The organism is Paenibacillus sp. Soil522 (assembly GCF_001428245.1).
In the GTDB taxonomy this organism is placed as follows: Bacteria; Bacillota; Bacilli; order Paenibacillales; family Paenibacillaceae; genus Pristimantibacillus.
Genome location: NZ_LMRV01000050.1, coordinates 1 through 20,250 on the forward strand (window position 1 = coordinate 1; position 20,250 = coordinate 20,250).

Genomic DNA, 20,250 nt, shown 5'->3' on the forward strand with positions numbered 1-20,250 from the left:
CCCAACCCAACCCAACCCAACCCAACCCAACCCAACCCAACCCAACCCAACCCAACCCAACCCAACCCAACCCAACAACCCAACCCAACCCAACCCAACCCAACCCAACCCAACCCAACCCAACCCAACCCAACCCAACCCAATCCAACCCAACCCGTACAACTCTCACTGTTAAGTATCCGTTCGCTGGCATTTGTCTACCGTCCAGCAAGTAATGCAACACTTTTCCTTCATCTCCGTTTCTCGCGCAAGAGGAGCGGTATCGTCCTGTTAAGGCTTATAATAATGGCGAAGATATGAGGTAGGCGCTTCGCCAAGCACTTTTTTAAACACTCTGCTAAAATAATACGGATTTTTATAGCCGAGCCGCTCGCTGATTTCCGATATGTTCAAGGAAGTGTTTCTCATGATGTCGATCGCTTTGTTCATTCGCAGTTTCGTATGGGCTTCGATGATGCTTTGTCCGGTCTGCTTCTTGAACGAGGCCGATAAGTAGCTGTAATTGAGGCTAAGCTCCCCGCTTAGCTTTGCCGAATCGAACTCGCCGTTCGAATGCTGGGCCAAATAGCTCATCACTCTGCCCGCAATCGTATGCGCTTTACCGCCATTTGATTCCGGGCTTTCCTGCGTTAAGGAAGCCTCATGCAAATCCAAAAACAATTGAAAGACGAGAATGCTGGACCTGGTCATGCCATGCATCTTAAGCTGGCGGTAATCGCCCAGCAGCGTTAGCAGCCGCTGCGCCAATCCTTGATGCAAGGGTGAGGTTCCGTATTTGGCCAGCGTAAAGCGGTACTCATAATGATGGGGGTAGAAATATCCGAGCTCGGGCATCGGGAGATGCTCGCTATAGGAAACCCGTTCGTCAAGGGCGGTAATGAAATGAATCCAGTACCAGGAGGTTCCAGGCTCGGTCTTCGGCAGCCCCCAGTGGTGAAGCCCCTTTTTCAAAAACAAATGCTCCTGTTCGCGGACGATATATTCCGTTCCTTCCTCAATGACCTGCATGCTTCCCTTCGTCACGAACAGAAACACATCATAATCCAATAAACGATCGGGATGCGTATAGACATTTGCGATCTGATTCCAGCCCATATCCCTTACGAGCGGCAGCCGGTCGGCAGTGAGACTGATGTTCGTATCGATGCGGAGAACCTCCCCTGCTTTATTATTCATTTCGTTCATTGTATTACCTAAAAAAAGTATATGCAATTATAGGTTTCGTGCATTTATCCCTATTTTTATTGCGTTTAAAATGAGTATAAGGAACAAAAATAGGGAGGGCGTTTAAGATGTTTAAGGTGTTGTCCGAATACCCGGCTGGTCATATCCAATTAGCGGAAGGGCCGTTGAAAGCGCGATTTGAGCTAAACAAACAATATGTGATGAGCCTTACGAATCAAAATCTGCTCCGCAGCTTTTATTTGGAAGCGGGGCTATGGAGCTATAGCGGCAACGGCGGAACGACGACGGCGTCCACGACGAGCATGGACGGACCGGAGCATTGGCATTGGGGCTGGGAATCGCCGACCTGCGAGCTGCGCGGTCATATGATGGGACATTGGCTCTCGGCTGCGGCTCGTATTTTTGCGCAAACGAAGGATATGCTGGTCAAAGCAAAGGCGGATCATATTGTTTCGGAGCTGGCAAAATGCCAGGAAGCGAGCGGCGGAGAATGGCTGGCAGCGTTTCCTGAAACGTTTATGCATCGGCTCGTTAGCGGCAAGTGGGTATGGGCGCCTCATTATACCGTTCATAAGCTGCTAATGGGCTTATACGAAATGTATGCCGTTGCGGGAAATGAGCAGGCGCTCGTCATTATGAGAGGGATGGCGTCATGGTTTGACCGCTGGACCAGCAGCTTCCCTCAGGAGCAAATGGATGAGCTGCTCGATATGGAAACCGGCGGCATGCTGGAAGTATGGGCCGATTTATACGGGGCGACAGAGGATGAGAAGCATTTTAAACTCCTGTACCGGTATGATCGCAGACGTTTTTTTGATGCGCTGCTGGCTGGACAAGATGTGCTCACCAACAAGCATGCGAATACGCAAATTCCGGAAATTTTGGGCGCCGCCAGAGCCTATGAAGTGACTGGCGATGAAAGGTTCCGCATGGTGACTGAAGCGTTCTGGAAGTGCGCGGTAACGGATCGCGGCTTCTTGTGTACCGGTGCAGGAGATAATGCCGAGCTATGGATGCCGGCGGAAGAGATGGCTGCCCGGCTTGGCGTCGGCCAGGAGCATTGCTGCAATTATAATATGATGCGCCTGTCTCAGTATTTGCTTCGATGGACGGGAAACGCGGCCTATGCGGATTATTGGGAGCGCAGATTCGTCAATGGCGTTCTCGCTCATCAACACGGAGAAACGGGCATGATCTCGTATTTCTTAGGGCTTGGCGCGGGCAGCCGCAAAACATGGGGCTCGGAAACGCAGCATTTCTGGTGCTGTCACGGTACGCTTGTTCAAGCAAACGCATCCTATGAGACGCAAATTTTTATGGAAGATGAACATGGCGTAACCGTCTCGCAGTGGATCCCTTCGAGCGTGCGGTTTGAGCGGGAGGGCCGTGAGATTGGACTTCGAATCGAGCAGGACGGGCAAAATGGCATATATCCGCTTAACGGTTGGTCGGTTACAGGAATGACGGCGATTACGAAGGTAGATAGTAAGCCGATACCGGTTCATCGGCCGGATCGTTTCATTTACCGGTTGACGGTTGCCTGCAGCAGGGAATCGGAATTCAACTTGAAGCTAAGGCTCCCTTGGTGGCTGAACGGGGCTGCGGAAATTTCGGTAAATGGGGCGGCCGAGGCCGGTCCATTCCACAGCTCCTCCTATTATGAGCTAAAGCGCGTATGGTGTGACGGAGATATCATTACAGTTGAGCTTCCGAAGAAGCTAACGACCGAGCAGCTTCCCGGCGAGCCTGATACGGCTGCCTTTATGGACGGGCCTATCGTGCTTGCGGGCTTGGCAGACGAAGAACGCCGTTTGTACGGCGATCCGGAACTGCCGGAGTCGCTGCTCGTGCCGGATCGAGAGAGGCATCATGGCTGGTGGAATCCCGGCTATTACCGGACTGCAGGCCAAGACCGCGGCATCCGCTTTATTCCGCTTTATGAGATAAAGGACGAAGCCTATACGGTGTATTTTCCGATAAAGAACGCTTTGCAATAAAAGAAATAAGCATTGCAGAGAAAAACGGCTCATTTGTAACCTCAATGAGCCGTTTTAACAGAACTTTAGCATCTTTCGCCGTTTTGGATTTTTATTGAAATAGATGTATCAAAACTCAACTCATAGGGAATAATAAAACTAAAACTGGATCGGGAAGAGTTGATTATCCCATGTTCTTTAAAAAATTCGTTGATGGCGAAATGAACGATTTCATTTTTGTTCAAAATAAAAATGATGAGCTTATTGAAATATCGCCTGAAGATGTCCTAATCATTAGCAGTCAAAATGGTAAAGAAGATGGGCTGGCTGTATTCCAAACCACGACAGGTACTTACTACGCCATTCACACAGAGGAAGCAACTAGAAAGTTGGCGGAATATGTTGGCGTTCCATTTGAATTAGTAAGATAATGCCCGAATTTAAACAATTCTCTTTTTTGAAAAAAGAAAGAACCGTTCTTAATAGAGCCGGTTCTATTTTGTGTTTTATTAAGTTATATTTTGAGTTTTACTGAAACAGCCCTCCATACTCATAAGAGTATGGAGGGCTGTTCTTAGTTAACGTGCTTACAATTAAGCTTCCGTATTTTTGTCGATGATAATGGCGCTGGAAGTTTCTGTATCCCATGTTACATTGGTGTTTAGTGCTTCGCTAAGAAAACGTAATGGGACTAGAACTCTGTTGCTTTTGACCTTACCGGCAACGTCAAGCGTAACCGACTTCCCGTTTATCGTCGCGGTTTTGCTGCCAAGCGTCAGTTTGACTTCAACACCGTCACGTGTAACGGTCACCGTTTTCGAAACATTATCATAGGTGACTACGGCGTTTAGCGACTCGGAGATCGCGCGGAACGGGATAAGCGTGCGGCCGCTCTCCACAACCGGGGATACTTCAAAGCCAAGCGTTTTGCCATTTACATAAACTTTAACTTTTTTGTCGCCAAGCTTCACTTTTAGCTTGCTAAGAATCTTATATTCTTCGATATTGGCAGGATCCTGCGAGACAACCTCGGCTTGCACATCCGCTGCAGCTTCTAGTTCTCCATCCTTCTCCAATGCAGTGACCAGTGTAGCTAAACTAGCGTCAGCATTCACGTCAATGTTATATTTTGTTTTAAGCAGCTCGGCAATCCGAGCGCCTGCTGGTTTATCTTTAACGTTCTCATAGGCGTTTTGAAGACCTTTCGAGCCATCGTTCTTCTCGTCACCAGAAACGGAGCCGCTCACAGTACCGTCTTCTATTTCCGCTTGAATAGTTGTGTCGTTTGTTCCTTGATTTTGAGGAGCGGCAAATGCAGTGGACGCCATAAGACTGAGTGAAATGACACCAGCCCAAATTACGGATTTTTTCATTTTATTACCTCCATGAGTATGTATTGTGTGCAACACATACAAGTATTCGGCCGCGATAATGGTTTTTTGTGGGTATATAAATAAATTTATTGACCACTCATGTCGTATATTGCTTACGAAACTTCGTCGGCGGCATACCGATTTGACGAGTGAAGCAATTGGAGAAATAAGGGACGTTCTCGAAACCGACGTATCCGGCGATTTCAGCAACGGGCCACTCTGTCTTGAGCAGCAGGAGCTTGGCCTGTTCAAGCCGGTATTTGGACAAATAGTCGACCGGTGTCATGCCGTATACCTGCTTCATGCACCTTGTAATGTAGTTGTAATGAAAATTGAGCGCTTCGGCCATCGTTTTGCTCGTCATTTCAGTGCGGTAATTGTTTTTAATAAAGGCCTCGGCCTTCTCCGCAAGTGTGACGGATGGGCTCGTATAGCTGTCGTTTTGACGTAAATCCATCATGCGCAGCAGCTCCTCGAAAGTTTGCTGCTGCGTCCAGAAGGCGCTCGATTGACGCTCCCCGCCCGCTTTGTTCAGCGTCCGCATTAAGCGGTACGCTTGCTCGGGATATGGGAGCGTCCATGCTTTTTGGAGATGAAGCGAATAGGGCGACGTTAGAAAACGATTATAATGCGCGTCGTGGTTGATGCTGGCATGATCAAGACCAGACTGCTGCCATTCCCCTACCGCCAGAAAATGAACCCAATAGAAGACAGTCTTGTCCTCCGACGGCTTCACCGAATAATGATAACGGTCGGGAAGCAGCAGAAGAGACTGCCCTTCCGTCAATTGCCATGTGCGATCCTCTTCGCCAATGAATAAACAGCCGGATTCTACAATGATCAGGTCAAATAAGCCAAGCTGCTTCCGGTTCGGATGCTGATCGCCCCGCTTTTGAACGGTAACGCCGCTTTCTAAGTAATAGGGAAGCGGCGGCGCTGTGAAATAGACATGCTCTGATGCTTCTGTCATTCTTTTCCACTCTCCAGGCCAGTGTGAAATTTTATAAGAAATAGGTTATTTACGTTCGTATTTATGTTTTATTCTAACGCATAAAATAGAAATCAGCAGTATGAAATTTAATAGATGTTGGAGAGGTGCGGGTGCGAATGGGACAAGCAGTTAGCAAGGGTAACGCGAAGCCGGTATCACTTAAGCAAGTGAATATTACGGATCAATTCTGGAATTATTATATTAACCTGGTCAGGGATGTTGTTGTTCCTTATCAATGGGATGCCATAAACGACCGAGTTGAAGGAGCAGAGCGAAGCGGGGCGGTCAGCAACTTTAAAATTGCGGCCGGTTTAGAAAAAGGCGACTTTTACGGTTATGTATTTCAAGATACCGACGTAGCCAAATGGCTGGAGGCGGTATCCTATTTGCTTGAAACGAAGCGTGATGCGGCCCTTGAGCAGGTTGCCGATGAGATGATCGACATTATCGGCAAGGCTCAGCAGCCGGACGGTTATTTGAATACGTTCTATACGATCAAGGAGCCCGGCAAAAAGTGGACGAATTTAACCGAGTGCCATGAGCTTTACTCTGCCGGACATATGATTGAAGCCGGCGTTGCTTACTTTAAAGCGACCGGCAAGCGGAAGCTGCTTGATATCGTATGCCGCATCGCGGACGATATCGCGGTCGTATTCGGCGACGGACCCGGACAAATTGCCGGCTATGACGGTCATCAGGAGGTCGAGCTTGCGCTGGTGAAGCTCTATGAAACGACCGGCAACCGCAAATATTTGGAGCTCAGCAGCTACTTCATCGATAAGCGCGGACAGCAGCCGAGCTTCTTCGAGGCGGAGGCTGACCGCAGGGGCAGAACGACGCATTGGAATAATAACAAAATCCATATCGACCCCGAATATTTTCAAACCCATCTGCCTGTCCGCGAGCAGGAAGCGGCTGTCGGTCACGCGGTACGTGTCGTATACATGCTGGCAGGCATGGCGGACGTTGCGCGTGAGACCGGCGACGAGTCTTTGCTGGAGGCATGCCGCAGGCTGTGGGATAATATTGCCGCGAAGCAGATGTACATTACGGGCGGCATCGGTTCGATGGCTCATGGCGAGGCGTTTTCCTTTGACTATGATTTGCCTAACGATACCGTTTATTCGGAGACATGCGCATCGATCGGTCTGATTTTCTTCGCGCATAGGATGCTGCAGCTTGAGCCTAATAGCCGCTACGCGGACGTCATGGAGCGCGCTTTGTTCAATACGGTCATCGCAGGAATGTCACGCGACGGCAGACATTTCTTTTATGTGAACCCGCTGGAGGTATCGCCGGACGTATGCGAGGGAAAAAATAAAAACTATAACCATGTGAAGCCGGTTCGCCAAGAATGGTTCGGCTGCGCATGCTGTCCGCCGAATATTGCCCGGTTGCTAGCCTCCCTTGGCGAGTATTTGTACTCAACGAAAGGGAATACCATTTATTCGCATCTATATATCGGCGGCGACATGGAGCTCTCATTAGGAGATACAAAAATTAAGCTAAATCAGCAATCCGGCATGCCTTGGGATGGAGCTGCGCGCTTCGAGATCACGCTTGATCAGCCGGCTGCGTTTTCATTGGCGCTGCGCATTCCGGATTGGTCCACGAATGCAACCGTACTCATTAACGGTGAGGCTTACAGCATCACAGATAAAATCGTAGACGGCTATGCACGTATCGAACGGCTTTGGATATCAGGCGACAACGTCGAGCTTACGCTCGAAATGCCGATTATGCGCGTAAGAAGCCATCCGCTCGTTAAGCAAAACGCCGGTAAAGTTGCGCTGCAGCGCGGACCGCTCGTTTATTGCGTAGAGGAAGCCGATAACGGCCCGCAGCTGCAGCAGCTGCTGCTGCCGCAGGACGCCAAACTCGAGGCATCATTTGATGAACAGCTGGTAGGGGGAATTGAAGTTATTAAGGCGCAAGGACTGAAGCTTCAATACGAGCAGTGGGGCACGCAGCTGTACCGCTCGAATGCTGAAGCCGCACTTGAGCCGACGAGTCTTACCTTTATTCCTTATTACGCATGGGCGAACCGCGGCAAAGGCGAAATGGCTGTTTGGGTGAAGGAACGGTTATAAGGAGCATGTAATTCCTGCATGCTCTGAACTAAGAAGATACGAGGCGATCGCCTTCCGGATTATACCGGGAGGCGATCGCCTATTTGTATTGAAAATTATATCGTTTATAGGCTTGACACTATACTTTTTACATTGTGCGGATTTTTTATTGAAATTACAATTTAATTAATTGAGATTTAGCCGGCTTATTTTCATACTAAAATGGCCACTATAACGTTTATGGCAGAAATTGTGTTTAATAATTAAACCTATAAGGGTGGACACAAACGATGATCACAATACAGAATGTAATGGATGAGCGGTATCACGGCTATTGGATGCTGAGGCAGATTTGAATAGGAGGCAAAGATGATGTATTTACATCGTGCAATTCTGATTGATGATGAATCATTTACCCGCAAAGGCCTGATGAAGCTAATCGATTGGGAAGCGTGCGGTTTCCGTATTGTAGGGGAAGCTGATAATGGCGAGGATGCGCTTGAGCTGATCAAGCGTGTTCAGCCCGATCTGGTCATAACGGACATTCGTATGCCCGTCATTGACGGTCTTGAGCTGATTCGATGCGTCACGTCGGAAAATATCGCTAAGCCCTATTTTATTATTATAAGCGGCTATAACGATTTCAACTATGCTCAGCAAGCGATGCGTTATGGCGTTCATGATTTCGTCGTAAAGCCTATCGATGAGATTGAATTTAGCCACACCCTAAATAAATTGAACGATAAGCTTAGGCTAGAACAAGAGGAACAAGCAAGAAATGAGCGGTTGATGGGCGGCGAAATGATTAAATCCCTCATTCTCGGAGAAGCAAGCGAAGCTTCCATTGCAGAATGGGAGAAACGTTTGAATCTAAGGAAAGCCGATCGCTTATACTATTTGTTCGCTGAGCTGAATGATAACCATAGCTGGCAGTCTCCTGAGGATCACATTTCCGATGCCCGTTTCAAGGAGCTTGTGCAGCAGGAGCTTATTCGGATAACCGCAGCCGAACAACCTATCTGTCTGCATGAGCATCGTAATCGTATTGGCATTCTGCTGCCCAGCTTCCTGCTGGCGCCATTCAACGGGGAGCTCGAGCGATTTTTGATCAAGCTTAGGGCAGCGCTGGATGTTCATTTGGGAAAAGGCGTTTTTCTTTATGCGGGGACTCCTGTTTCCTGTCTGTCAGATATTCGAGAATCCTACAAGTCCGCTAAGGAAGCGATATTGTATAAATATATAAATGAGGACGATCGTATCGTTATCTCTGAACAGATCCAGTCCGAGAAGTTAAATTACATCGGATTAGATTCAGCTGAGCTCAATCAATTTATAGTGCAAATGGAAGAGCTGCAGCTGGAAGCGGTGAAAGCGACTGTCGACAAATGGTTTCATGATTTTCGCGAGAAACGGTATGCCCCAGAAGCTGTGAAGATGAATATTCAACAATGCTTGATGGCAATTCTAAAGACCATCCGCAGCATGGAGGGGGACGAGCAATCCTTGCTGTCGTTCCAGCAGATGCTCGGCTGGCAGGATATTAATTTATCGCTCGGTGAATTGAAGAAGCTGTTTACTGCTTTTATCGTAGAGAGCCAGCAGAGCATTGCGGAGCTAAGAAAAGAACAGCAGAAGGGCGGTATACAAAAAATCAAGAGCTATATCGAGATCAACTTTTCGCAAAATATTAGCCTGAAGAGCATCGCTGCGCTATTTTACGTTAATCCCGTCTATTTAGGACAATTATTTAAGAAGACATACGGCGTCTATTTTAATGAGTTTCTGCTTCAGCTTAGGGTGAACGAAGCCAAAAAGCTGCTGCGGCAATCGTGCAGCATGCGCATATATGAGATCGCGGAGAAGGTCGGTTTCAGCAATTCAGATTATTTTGTCACGCAATTCGAGAAGATCGAGCATATGACGCCAACCGAATACCGCAATAAGCTCATGTAAGCCTGCATGCCAAAATCATCCTGTTGTAGAGGAAAAGGGGGATATCCGCGTGAAGCTGCGCCTCAGTCTCAACAATGTCCGCCTGCGGAATAAGATGCTCATTCTTTATATTTTATCGGTGTTTCTCCCGATCGTCTTAACGAACGTTATTTTCTATCATGTGACGACCGGAAATGTGAAAAATCAACGAATGAAGGATATCTCGCGAGCAGTAGAACAGATCAATAATGAATTTCGTTCGGAAGTCGAGGATGCCGTTACGATCTCGTCAGTATTTTATACGGATTATAATTTAAATCAAATTTTAAAAACCGATTACAAAGAGCCTGCTGATTATATTGAAGCTTATGATACCTATTTCCGAAGAATTTTAAACAGCTACACGCCCGTATATACCTCGATTCAAAGCATCAAAATCTATGTTGAGAATCCAACGATGCTGCATTCAGGCGGCGTTGGTTATTTATCGGATGAGGTGAAACAGACGGATTGGTTCAGGCTGCTGAAAAAAAGAAACAACGCTCACCCTATTTTCATCCGGACACAACAAGAGGATTTATATCTGAAAAGCGAAGAAAATGTCATTCGGGATACGTTCAGCATCATTCGCGAGATGAATTACTTTGAATCCAAAAATAATTGGCAAAAGTTTTTGAAAATCGATTTGAAAACGAGCACGATCGATCAGGTTTTCCAAAATCAAAACCTGCAAGGCAACATTTATTTAGTCAATGATAAAGGACAAATTGAATATTCGACGGACCCGGCGGTGGATTGGAGAAGAGAAACGGTTGCTTATGATTCGCTAGAGTTTCCACCCGATGCGATCTCATTTCATGCCGAAAATGCCTATGTGAGTTATTTGGAAAACTGGCGCATTATAGGGACGGTTTCGGAGGAGGAGGTCCTCAAGGACGTACGGCAATCCCGGGAATTCGTCATCGTTTTGGCTTGCCTCAATATCGTCATTCCGACGCTGATTATATTATGGATTACACGATCCCTGCATGAACGTTTAGTTCGAATATTGAGACATATGAAAAAAGTGAAAAACCAGCACTTTGATACGATCAAGCAAGGTGAATCTTTGGATGAAATCGGACAATTAACGAGCGAATTCAATCGGATGACGATCCAGGTGAAAAGTTTGATCGATGATGTGTATATCGCGGATATCCAGACAAAATCGCTGGAGCTCGAACGAAGGAAAGCACAGCTGAATGCGCTGCAAAGCCAGATCAACCCGCATTTCCTATTCAATGCGCTGGAAACGATTCGAATGCGCAGCTTAATTAAGGATGAGACGGAGACGGCAAAGATCATTCACAATATGGCGAAAATATTCAGAACCTCGCTTACTTGGGGCAAGGACCGCGTCATGGTCAGCGAGGAGGTCGAATTTATCGTTTGCTTCCTGGAAATTCAGAAGTACCGGTTCGAGGACCGCATGAATTACCGCATTCATATTGATCCATCCGCTAGGGACTGTATGGTGCCGAAGATGATGTTTCTGCCTTTTGTAGAAAATGCGAGCATCCACGGTATTGAGCCGCTCAGGCACGGCGGCAAAATAGAGGTGCAGGTCGAACGTGAAGCGGATAAGATCATCTTCTCGATCAGCGATAACGGGATCGGAATGGATGATGAGAAAGTGAAGCAATTTTATGGATATTTGGAGAGCGACGAAGAGCTGGGCGAGAGAATTGGCGTTCAAAACGTTATTTACCGCTTGAAGCTCATCTATGGCGACCGTTTTCAGCTATTAATCAAGAGCATGCCCGGACAAGGCACCTTTATTCGGGTAGTCGTTCCGGTTGATCATGAAGCCAATCGTTAAAGCAGCTAACGTATATGCTTTTTTAAGCATGAACTATAGTTTATCGGGTAAACAATGTATGTCATTTTTCTTATAATGAAAGTGCTTACAAATTACGATTGAACTTGAAAGGGGCTAGAAAAAAGTGACAAAGAAAATATTATTTGTTTGTATGGCTGCCTTTATGATCTTCACAACTGCATGCTCGAATAGCAACAATGGCGGAGAAGCAACGCCGTCTAACGGCACCGGCAGTCCAAACGCAACCGCGGAGGGTGAAGCGGATAAGCCGGCTGATAAAGTGACGTTTAGTTATTTTAACGGCGTTGCGGCAGCAAAGGATACGAATTCAAACGAAACGACGATCGGAAAAATGCTCGAGGATCAAACGGGCGTTAACTTTAAAATCGAGCACTTGGTTGGCGATCTGAATACGAAGATCGGAACGATGATCGCATCAAACGCCTATCCGGACGTGATGATCCCGGATGCTGCAATCGACAAGATCCTTGATGCAGGCGCGTTCATAGCGCTCGACGAGCTCATTGAACAATATGGACCGAATATCAAACGCGTGTACGGTCCTTATTTCAACCAAATGAAAGCCGCGGACGGCAAAATTTACTTCCTGCCGTTCTCGAACACGGTAGGCGAATATAAACCGGACCCAAACATCAACCAAGGCGCTTTCTGGATTCAACGCCGCGTGTTGAAGGAAGCGGGCTATCCGAAAATTACCACGCTTGATGCTTATATGGACTTAATCAAAAACTTCGTAGAAAAGCATAAGGATGAGGATTTAACCGGTATCGTCACTTTAACGCATGACTGGAGATTTTTCGCGACCTCCAACCCGCCAAATCATTTGGCAGGCTATCCGAACGACGGCAATGTCATCGTCGACATGACTTCTTTTGAAGCCAAAACGTATGCAGCGGACGACAACACGAAGCGTTGGCTGCAAAAGCTGAATGAAATGAATGCGGAAGGCTTGTTCGATAAAGCATCCTTCGTAGACAATTATGATCAATATTTGGCGAAACTCACGTCCCATAAGGTAGTCGGCTTCTTCGATTACGGCTGGCAATTCGGCAATGCGCAAAGTGCGCTTAAAGATGCCGCCAAGCAGGACCCAGCGCAGGATGACTTCGTTTATTTCCCGCTGCCGGTTACGTTTGACGGACAGAAGGATCAATATCTGGATCCTCCAGGCTTCGTAAAGAACCGCGGGATGGGCATTACCGTCAGCGCAAAGGACCCGGTCCGCATTATTCAATACTTGGATAATCTCCTCACAGACGAGAACCAAATTCTTCAAAAGTGGGGCATTAAGGGTGAAACCTACGAAGTAGACGACAAAGGCCGGATGTATCGCACAGCTGAACAAATCGCGAAGATCGATGAAGCGTTTAATGAAAAGTTCGGCTTCAAATATTATTCATGGAACTGGCCGCTGTACGGTAACGGCTCCACGCTTCCGGACGGCAATTCAGCAGCGCCTGGCTTGCAGCCTGAAGTATTCCAAATGAGCCTGACCGATGCGGATAAAGAAATTCTTGGCAAATATGGCGTAAAAACGTATTCCGAAATGTTCGCAGCGCCAGATAACCGCCCTTGGTACCCTGCATGGGGCATTCCGAAGGAGCAAGGCTCGGCGCAGCAAATATGGGAAACACAAAAAGACGAGCTTACGAAGAAATACTTCCCGAAACTTGTTCTTGCGAAACCTGCTGATTTTGAAAAGGTGTGGACAGAGTATACGGGTGCTTTCGGCAAGCTCGATACGGCTGCCTACGAGAAATGGACAACGGACGAAGTGAAGAAGCTGATCGAAGCAGCCAAATAATAACGGCTTAAGCAGCGGTGAAAGGCCGGACTTATGCAAGTGTAAGCCGGTCTTTCTTCCTGCACAGCCGGGTTCAGTCCGGAAGGAGAGATAAAGGATGGACAGTAAACCAACAATGTCAACGTCAAATGTGCCGTTGCCAAAGAAGCCGGCAGGACTGAAGTATTTTGCCATAAAACTGATCGAGCAGCGCGTGCTTGTTCTTATGTCCGTGCCGTTTCTAGCGTGGCTGTTTATATTTAAATACATGCCTCTGTGGGGGTGGACGATCGCCTTCCAAGACTACAAGCCAGCTAAGCATTTTAGTGATCAGAAGTGGGTCGGGTTTGACCATTTTCAATTTTTGTTTCAGGATGAACGGTTTATACGCGTCTTAAGAAATACGCTTGCGATGAGCGGAATCAATTTGATTCTCGGCTTCGTTACGGCTATTACATTGGCATTGCTTTTGAACGAGGTGCGAAAGGTCGCTTTTAAGCGGATTGTTCAAACGGTAAGCTATTTGCCGCATTTCATTTCGTGGGTCGTTGCGGCCAGCATCATTCAGACAACGTTATCGCCGGACGGCATTATTAATCAATTGCTGCTTTGGCTTGGTTTCGTAGAGAAGGGCGAGGAAATATTATTTCTTGGCATTCCGGAATATTTCTGGGGAATTTTCGGAGCAGGCTCCGTATGGAAGGACGTAGGCTGGAATACGATCGTTTATTTGGCGGCAATGACGATGATTGACCCTGCACAATATGAAGCGGCGGAGATGGACGGAGCAGGGCGCATTAAACGGATGTGGTACGTTACGCTGCCGGGTATCAAGCCGGTTATTATCGTATTGCTTATTATGAATATCGGGTATTTGCTGGAATCGGGTTTCGAGCCGCAGTATTTGCTGGGTAACGGCATGAACGTCGACTTTTCCGAAAACCTTGACATATTTGTTCTGAAATACGGGATTGCGCAAGGCAACTACTCGCTCTCGATTGCGGCGGGCATGTTTAAAACGATTATTAGCTTTATCCTGTTGTTCGCAGCGAACAATCTTGCGAAGCGTATGGGCGAGTCCAGACTGTTTTAGAAGGAGGGTACAGCATGAATCATCCGGTATCAAAAGCGGTGTCAAAAAAGGCCAGCCGCATCCGCACGTCGCGCGGCGATCGACTATTCGATATTTGCAATTATATCTTTCTTACCTTACTCATGGTCGTAACCTTATATCCCTTCTTGAATACGGCTGCCGTATCGCTTAACAACGCGACCGATTCGATTAAGGGCGGCATTTATTTATTGCCAAGGATATGGACACTGGACAACTATGAATATGTGCTGAAGGAATCAACGATATTCCATGCGACGCTGGTCTCTATTTTTCGTACCGTCATCGGCACGATATCGACCGTTTTTTGTTCGGCGATGGTAGCGTACACCATTTCCAGGCAGGAGTATGTTCTCCGGAAATTCGTGACGATTGCGTTCATTTTGACGATGTACTTTAACGGCGGCCTCATTCCCAACTTTCTATTAATCCGTGATTTGGGGCTGCTCGACAATTTCTGGGTATATATCTTCCCGGGCTTGATCGGTGTATTTAACCTCATCATTATTCGCTCCTTTATCGAAGGACTGCCGGAAAGCATTCTAGAGTCGGCAAGAATAGACGGAGCCGGAGACTTTAAGATGTTTTACAGCATCGTCCTGCCGCTCTGCGTTCCCGTGCTTGCAACCGTGGCTCTGTTCTCGGCCGTGTATCAGTGGAACCAATGGTTTGACGTATTTCTGTACAATTCATCGAATATCGATCTCAGCACGCTGCAATATGAGCTTCAGAAAATTCTCCAAAACTCAAACGCTTCTTTGACGACGAAGACGGCCGGCGATGCGTTCGCTAATGCCAGCAACTCGGGAGCAAATACGGTGACGCCGTTCGCGATCCGCGCAACAATGACCATTGTGGCATCCTTGCCGATCATAATGGTGTACCCGTTCCTGCAAAAATATTTTGTAAAAGGAATGACGGTAGGCGGCGTGAAAGGTTAACCGAATAGGGGGAAATGGTATGAGCAGCAGCAAGGCCGATAACGTTCCTAAGCTGTACGAAGCATTTAGAGGTTCATTCGATATTGGGGCAGCGGTTAATCCGCGCACCATTATCCGGGCTGGCGATCTCATCGCCAAGCATTATAACAGCCTGACCGCCGAGAATGAAATGAAATTCGTAAGCCTGCATCCAGCTGAAGACACGTATACGTTCGAAGGGGCAGACCAAATCGCGGCTTTCGCAAGGGAACATGGCAAGAAAATGAGAGGGCATACGCTTGTTTGGCATAATCAGACGACGGATTGGCTGTTTCAAGAAGCGGATGGCAGTCCCGTCAGCCGGGACAAGCTGTTTGAACGTTTGAAATCGCATATTGATACGGTCGTGAAGCGTTACAAAGAGGATATCTATGCATGGGATGTGGTCAATGAAGTCATTGCTGACGAAGGCCCGGACCTGCTGCGTCCATCGAAGTGGCTGGATATCGCCGGACCGGGCTTTATTGCCAAAGCGTTTGAATATGCCCATGAAGCAGATCCTAAAGCCCAGCTTTTTTACAATGATTATAACGAGTCCAATCCGCTCAAGCGCGATAAGATATTTAACCTGGTAAAATCGCTGCTCGAACAGGACGTACCTGTGCATGGGATCGGACTTCAAGCGCATTGGAACCTGTACAGTCCCGGTTTGGACGAAATCCGGGCTGCAATCGAGAAGTATGCTTCGCTTGGTCTAAGACTGCAATTAACAGAGCTTGATGTATCCGTGTTCCGTCACGACGATTTGCGTACGGATTTAGTTCGCCCTACCGGAGTAATGCTGGAGCAGCAGGAGAAGCGGTATGAGGAGCTGTTCAATCTGCTGGCGGAATACCGGAATCACATTGACGCCGTCACCTTCTGGGGAGCGGCGGATGATTACACGTGGCTGAGCGACTTTCCCGTCCGGGGGCGGAAAAACTGGCCGCTGCTGTTTGATGGGAGCCATGAGCCTAAAGGCTCGTTCTGGCGTGTTATCAAGCAGACCTCGCAGACCTCGCAGACCTAGCATAGCTAAGCGAGCTTATAAGGAGGCGCATTATTGAATGAATAGCAATACGTATAAAGCTTGGCTTAATGTTCCGCCGCTTGAGGATATGCAGTTGAAAAAAGAATATTCAGCTATTCTTGGACAGCTAATCTTTGACGGCGAACCGTCCGGCGTTTTGGCAACCGCAATCAAGGAGCTCCAGAACGGCGTCCAGGCTTTAATCGGCATAACTCCGCCCCTCAAGAAAATGTCTGATGCTGGCGGCTGCATTCAAATAATGGTTTACACTGAAGAAGCAGGCTTGGAGGACTGGAAGCTGGGGAGAGAGGGATTTGCGCTTCGGTACAGGCAAGGAGCTGAGCATAGCAATTTATTCCTTACCGGAGGCTCGGAAGCGGGTGTGTTGTATGGCGTTTTCCATTTGCTTCGACTGCTGGGCGCAGGTAAGCCTTTAGCGGAGCTGGATGTGGAAGAATCTCCAAGAAACCTGCTGCGAATGATTAATCAGTGGGATAACGCGGACGGATCGATCGAGCGGGGGTATGCGGGACGTTCCATTTTTTATCATAATGGGAGCATGACCGCCGATCGGCAGAGAATAAAGGATTATGCGCGATTGTTAGCCTCTGTCGGTCTGAACGCCATTTCTATTAACAATGTGAATGTCCATGAGATGGAGACGAGGTTTATCACCGAAGAACAGCTTCCGTCTGTAGCGGTCATTGCGGACATTTTCCGTGATTACGGGATTACTCTGTTCCTGAGCGTTAATTTTGCAGCGCCTTTACAGATCGGAGGCTTGTTGACAGCAGACCCGCTGGATGCCGGAGTGCAGCGATGGTGGAAGGAAACGGCTGAGCGGATCTATACGTTCATTCCTGATTTCGGAGGTTTTGTCGTGAAGGCAGACTCTGAGCATCGGCCGGGCCCATTCGCTTACGGGCGGGATCATGCGGATGGGGCGAACATGCTTGCCGACGCGCTTGCAGTCCATGATGGAATCGTTATCTGGCGCTGCTTCGTGTATGACTGCATGCAGGATTGGCGTGATCGGAAGACCGATCGCGCCCGTGCGGCATTTGATCATTTCAAGCCGTTAGATGGCCGGTTTCGGAGCAATGTGCTTCTACAAATCAAGAATGGACCCATGGACTTCCAGGTCCGGGAGCCCGTATCCCCTTTGTTCGGCGCAATGAAAAAAACGAACCAGATGATGGAGTTTCAAATTACCCAAGAGTATACCGGACAGCAGCAGCATCTGTGCTATCTGGTGCCGCAATGGAAGCAGGTACTGGATTTCGATACTTATGCGGAAGGCTCAGGAACTGAAGTAAAACGAATCGTGGATGGTTCGGCATACGGTATGAAGGTTAGCGGGGTTGCGGCGGTATCCAATATCGGAAATGAGGAAAGCTGGACGGGACATATACTTGCACAGGCAAATCTTTACGGATATGGCCGGCTCATCTGGAATCCGGATCTGACCGCCGAGGAGATTTCCATCGAATGGACAATCGCAACGTTTGGCCGCGATCCTGAGGCGGCAGCTGCGATCAGCCGGATGCTGATGAAATCTTGGTCCATTTACGAAGGATACACCGCACCGCTCGGAGTCGGCTGGATGGTTGCACCTAACCATCATTATGGCCCGGATGTGGACGGCTACGAGTATTCAAGGTGGGGAACTTATCATTTTGCGGATCGCTATGGCATAGGCGTTGACCGGACGCAGGCGACGGGAACGGGATATACGTCGCAGTATGAAGAACCGAATGTTTCGCTGTATGAGAGCACGGAAACCTGTCCGGACGAATTGCTTCTCTTTTTTCACCATGTGCCTTATACCCATAAGCTTCGTTCCGGAAAAACGGTCATTCAACATATATATGACACTCATTTCCGGGGCGCGGAGGAAGCTGAATGGTTACAGCAGGAATGGGCCGGTTTAGCCGGTAAGATCGACGAAGCAAGGTTTGCTCATATCGCTGACCGGTTGTCGGTTCAGGCCGATCACGCCAAGCATTGGCGCGATGTCATTAATACGTATTTTTACCGGAAATCAGGTATCGCTGATGCTTTTGGCCGAAAAATCTATTAACTTTTCTACCTATGCTGTAGATTTCATATGCGATACCGCTGAGCTGCAAGAGGTTCTCTTAAGGAAAGAGAGCCTCTTGCTTTTTTTATGCCCAAGCTATTAATTTTGATTTAAAATGTTCTTTTTATGTTCGTAAATGTGTGATATTATAAAAACGAACAATAACAAACCTGAGCGAAGGCTTGCGAAGCAAGCTTTGCGCTATAAAAAATTTAGGAGGCTTTTATCCAATGGAAGTACGCCACACAACAAACCCTACCGATGTGAAGCAATATGATACGGAACGTCTGCGCAGCGAGTTTTTGATCGAAAGCCTGTTCGAGCAGGATCAAATTAAGATGACATATACGCATTATGACCGCATGGTTGTCGGCGGAGCGGTGCCTGTGAACGAGACTCTTGAGCTGGAGGATGCAGCTACGCTAAAAACCGAATATTTCTTGGAGCGCCGTGAGGTTGGCTTCTTGAACATTGGCGGACCGGCTTCGATTTCCGTTGATGGAGAAATATACGAGCTGAACAAGCTGGACGTGCTTTACGTCGGCAAAGGAAAACGCCAAGTACTGCTGTCCAGCGTGGACAAAGCGAACCCTGCGAAGCTTTATTTCTGTTCCGCGCTTGCGCATGCTGAAATCGCAACACGCAGGATGACGATGGAGGAAGCGAATCCAACTCATCTTGGCTCGCAGGAGACCTCCAACGAACGCGTTCTTTATAAGTATATCCATGCAGACGGCATACAAAGCTGCCAGCTGATGCTGGGCGTAACAAGCTTGAAAACCGGAAGCGTCTGGAACACAATGCCTTCGCATGTGCATGACCGCCGTATGGAAGCATACTTGTACTTCGACATGAATGCCGATGCCCGCGTATTCCATATGATGGGCGAGCCTTCGCAGACGAGACATCTTGTCGTAGCGAATGAGCAAGCGATCATTTCGCCGCCTTGGTCGATCCATTCCGGCGTTGGAACGAGCAACTATACGTTCTGCTGGTCGATGGCCGGTGAGAACTATACATTTACAGACATGGACGCGGTACCTGCAAGCGAGCTAAAATAGAAGCATTCGCTACAGGAGGTGCACCATGCTTGCTGCTGAACGGCATCGTAAAATCATTGAAAAATTAGAGCAGCTTGGCGCGGTCAAGGTTTCCGAGCTAAGCGAGCTGTTTCAAGTTACCGAGAAGACGGTTCGCGAGGACCTCGAAAAGCTGGAAGAGAAGGGGCTGTTGAAGCGGACCCATGGCGGAGCTGTGCCTGCGCAGGAAGGCGAGGATAGCCTGAATCCGCTGCATTTTCCGAACAGCAAGCATCAGAGGGAGAAGACGGCAATCGCCGCGCTAGCCCTTTCATGCATTGAGCCAAACGATATTATAGCGCTGGACGCCGGCAGCACGACGCTGGAGATGGCGAAGCTGATGCCGAATATTCCTGTAACGGTGCTGACGAATGATCTGCTTATTATCCGTGAGCTGACCGTTAAGGATCAGGTAAGGCTCGTTATTCCCGGCGGCTATCGGCATAATAATCTGCTCATTGGCGCGGAATCGCAGGAATGGATTAAACGCTTGAATGTCCATAAGCTGTTTCTTTCCACGACGGGCATTCATTTGGAATACGGGCTTACGATATTTACAGAAGAATTGACAAAGCTGAAGAAGCTGTATATGGAGAATGCTAAGATGGTCTACTGTCTGGCCGATCATAGCAAATTCGACAAGGGCGCCTTAATTACGTTTGCCGGGCTTAGCGAGATCGATTGCATCATTACGGATGCCGGAATTTCTTCAGAAGTGGCGGCGAAATACGAGGCGCTTGATATACGGATGATGAGGGCGGAGCTTCCGGAGAACGGGAAGCGAACGAAAGGGAGGACATGAT

Annotated in this window: 15 protein-coding genes; 12 read left to right on the forward strand and 3 right to left on the reverse strand. The window is 48.1% G+C overall.

Going from position 1 to position 20,250, the window contains the following annotated elements; genetic code table 11:
- Nucleotides 1-270: 270 nt before the first annotated feature.
- Nucleotides 271-1,185 carry a helix-turn-helix domain-containing protein gene (locus ASG81_RS16550; protein WP_235548905.1) on the reverse strand — a complete coding sequence of 305 codons (915 nt, stop codon included), beginning with the start codon at nucleotides 1,183-1,185 and terminating at the stop codon, nucleotides 271-273.
- A gap of 107 nt (nucleotides 1,186-1,292) precedes the next feature.
- Between ASG81_RS16550 and ASG81_RS16555 the strand changes: the two genes are divergently transcribed.
- The gene (locus ASG81_RS16555) at nucleotides 1,293-3,182 is read left to right on the forward strand and encodes a beta-L-arabinofuranosidase domain-containing protein (RefSeq protein ID WP_235548906.1); all 1,890 of its coding nucleotides are present in this window, start codon (nucleotides 1,293-1,295) and stop codon (nucleotides 3,180-3,182) included.
- A gap of 170 nt (nucleotides 3,183-3,352) precedes the next feature.
- Complete coding sequence (locus ASG81_RS16560) at nucleotides 3,353-3,592, forward strand: hypothetical protein (protein ID WP_056636424.1); 240 nt, start codon at nucleotides 3,353-3,355, stop codon at nucleotides 3,590-3,592.
- A gap of 162 nt (nucleotides 3,593-3,754) precedes the next feature.
- On the opposite strand, the gene ASG81_RS16565 is transcribed toward ASG81_RS16560, so the two are convergent.
- Together ASG81_RS16565 and ASG81_RS16570 are read right to left on the reverse strand one after the other, a co-directional pair.
- Nucleotides 3,755-4,534: a copper amine oxidase N-terminal domain-containing protein gene (locus tag ASG81_RS16565; RefSeq protein ID WP_056636426.1), complete on the reverse strand. Its 780-nt coding sequence runs from the start codon at nucleotides 4,532-4,534 to the stop codon at nucleotides 3,755-3,757.
- Nucleotides 4,535-4,631: 97 nt separating this feature from the next.
- A complete protein-coding gene (locus tag ASG81_RS16570; protein ID WP_056636428.1) occupies nucleotides 4,632-5,504 on the reverse strand; it encodes a helix-turn-helix domain-containing protein in 873 nt (290 codons plus the stop codon).
- A gap of 137 nt (nucleotides 5,505-5,641) precedes the next feature.
- Between ASG81_RS16570 and ASG81_RS16575 the strand changes: the two genes are divergently transcribed.
- From ASG81_RS16575 to ASG81_RS16620, 10 genes are all read left to right on the forward strand, one after another.
- Entirely contained in the window at nucleotides 5,642-7,615 is a 1,974-nt protein-coding gene (locus ASG81_RS16575; protein WP_056636430.1) for a glycoside hydrolase family 127 protein, read from the forward strand.
- A 351-nt stretch (nucleotides 7,616-7,966) separates the two neighbouring features.
- A complete protein-coding gene (locus tag ASG81_RS16580) occupies nucleotides 7,967-9,547 on the forward strand; it encodes a response regulator (RefSeq protein ID WP_056636432.1) in 1,581 nt (526 codons plus the stop codon).
- Between the two features lie 94 nt (nucleotides 9,548-9,641).
- Nucleotides 9,642-11,384 carry a sensor histidine kinase gene (locus ASG81_RS16585; RefSeq protein WP_056636498.1) on the forward strand — a complete coding sequence of 581 codons (1,743 nt, stop codon included), beginning with the start codon at nucleotides 9,642-9,644 and terminating at the stop codon, nucleotides 11,382-11,384.
- A 124-nt stretch (nucleotides 11,385-11,508) separates the two neighbouring features.
- Nucleotides 11,509-13,209: a hypothetical protein gene (locus ASG81_RS16590; protein ID WP_056636434.1), complete on the forward strand. Its 1,701-nt coding sequence runs from the start codon at nucleotides 11,509-11,511 to the stop codon at nucleotides 13,207-13,209.
- A gap of 97 nt (nucleotides 13,210-13,306) precedes the next feature.
- On the forward strand, nucleotides 13,307-14,281 hold the full coding sequence (locus tag ASG81_RS16595) for an ABC transporter permease (protein WP_056636437.1): 975 nt from the start codon (nucleotides 13,307-13,309) through the stop codon (nucleotides 14,279-14,281).
- Between the two features lie 14 nt (nucleotides 14,282-14,295).
- Nucleotides 14,296-15,240, forward strand: coding sequence for a carbohydrate ABC transporter permease (locus ASG81_RS16600; protein ID WP_081417389.1), 945 nt, complete (start codon nucleotides 14,296-14,298; stop codon nucleotides 15,238-15,240).
- Between the two features lie 19 nt (nucleotides 15,241-15,259).
- Entirely contained in the window at nucleotides 15,260-16,288 is a 1,029-nt protein-coding gene (locus ASG81_RS16605) for an endo-1,4-beta-xylanase (protein ID WP_056636439.1), read from the forward strand.
- Between the two features lie 37 nt (nucleotides 16,289-16,325).
- Nucleotides 16,326-18,368: an alpha-glucuronidase family glycosyl hydrolase gene (locus tag ASG81_RS16610; protein WP_056636441.1), complete on the forward strand. Its 2,043-nt coding sequence runs from the start codon at nucleotides 16,326-16,328 to the stop codon at nucleotides 18,366-18,368.
- Between the two features lie 230 nt (nucleotides 18,369-18,598).
- Nucleotides 18,599-19,429 carry a 5-dehydro-4-deoxy-D-glucuronate isomerase gene (kduI, locus tag ASG81_RS16615; protein WP_056636443.1) on the forward strand — a complete coding sequence of 277 codons (831 nt, stop codon included), beginning with the start codon at nucleotides 18,599-18,601 and terminating at the stop codon, nucleotides 19,427-19,429.
- A gap of 25 nt (nucleotides 19,430-19,454) precedes the next feature.
- Nucleotides 19,455-20,249: a DeoR/GlpR family DNA-binding transcription regulator gene (locus tag ASG81_RS16620; protein ID WP_056636445.1), complete on the forward strand. Its 795-nt coding sequence runs from the start codon at nucleotides 19,455-19,457 to the stop codon at nucleotides 20,247-20,249.
- Nucleotide 20,250 lies beyond the last annotated feature (1 nt).

Coding starts and splice junctions, on each gene's coding strand:
- ASG81_RS16550 (WP_235548905.1), bottom strand. CDS start 1,185: ATGAACGAAATGAATAATAAAGCAGGGGAGGTTCTCCGCATCGATACG.
- ASG81_RS16555 (WP_235548906.1), top strand. CDS start 1,293: ATGTTTAAGGTGTTGTCCGAATACCCGGCTGGTCATATCCAATTAGCG.
- ASG81_RS16560 (WP_056636424.1), top strand. CDS start 3,353: ATGTTCTTTAAAAAATTCGTTGATGGCGAAATGAACGATTTCATTTTT.
- ASG81_RS16565 (WP_056636426.1), bottom strand. CDS start 4,534: ATGAAAAAATCCGTAATTTGGGCTGGTGTCATTTCACTCAGTCTTATG.
- ASG81_RS16570 (WP_056636428.1), bottom strand. CDS start 5,504: ATGACAGAAGCATCAGAGCATGTCTATTTCACAGCGCCGCCGCTTCCC.
- ASG81_RS16575 (WP_056636430.1), top strand. CDS start 5,642: ATGGGACAAGCAGTTAGCAAGGGTAACGCGAAGCCGGTATCACTTAAG.
- ASG81_RS16580 (WP_056636432.1), top strand. CDS start 7,967: ATGTATTTACATCGTGCAATTCTGATTGATGATGAATCATTTACCCGC.
- ASG81_RS16585 (WP_056636498.1), top strand. CDS start 9,642: ATGCTCATTCTTTATATTTTATCGGTGTTTCTCCCGATCGTCTTAACG.
- ASG81_RS16595 (WP_056636437.1), top strand. CDS start 13,307: ATGGACAGTAAACCAACAATGTCAACGTCAAATGTGCCGTTGCCAAAG.
- ASG81_RS16600 (WP_081417389.1), top strand. CDS start 14,296: ATGAATCATCCGGTATCAAAAGCGGTGTCAAAAAAGGCCAGCCGCATC.
- ASG81_RS16605 (WP_056636439.1), top strand. CDS start 15,260: ATGAGCAGCAGCAAGGCCGATAACGTTCCTAAGCTGTACGAAGCATTT.
- ASG81_RS16610 (WP_056636441.1), top strand. CDS start 16,326: ATGAATAGCAATACGTATAAAGCTTGGCTTAATGTTCCGCCGCTTGAG.
- kduI (WP_056636443.1), top strand. CDS start 18,599: ATGGAAGTACGCCACACAACAAACCCTACCGATGTGAAGCAATATGAT.
- ASG81_RS16620 (WP_056636445.1), top strand. CDS start 19,455: ATGCTTGCTGCTGAACGGCATCGTAAAATCATTGAAAAATTAGAGCAG.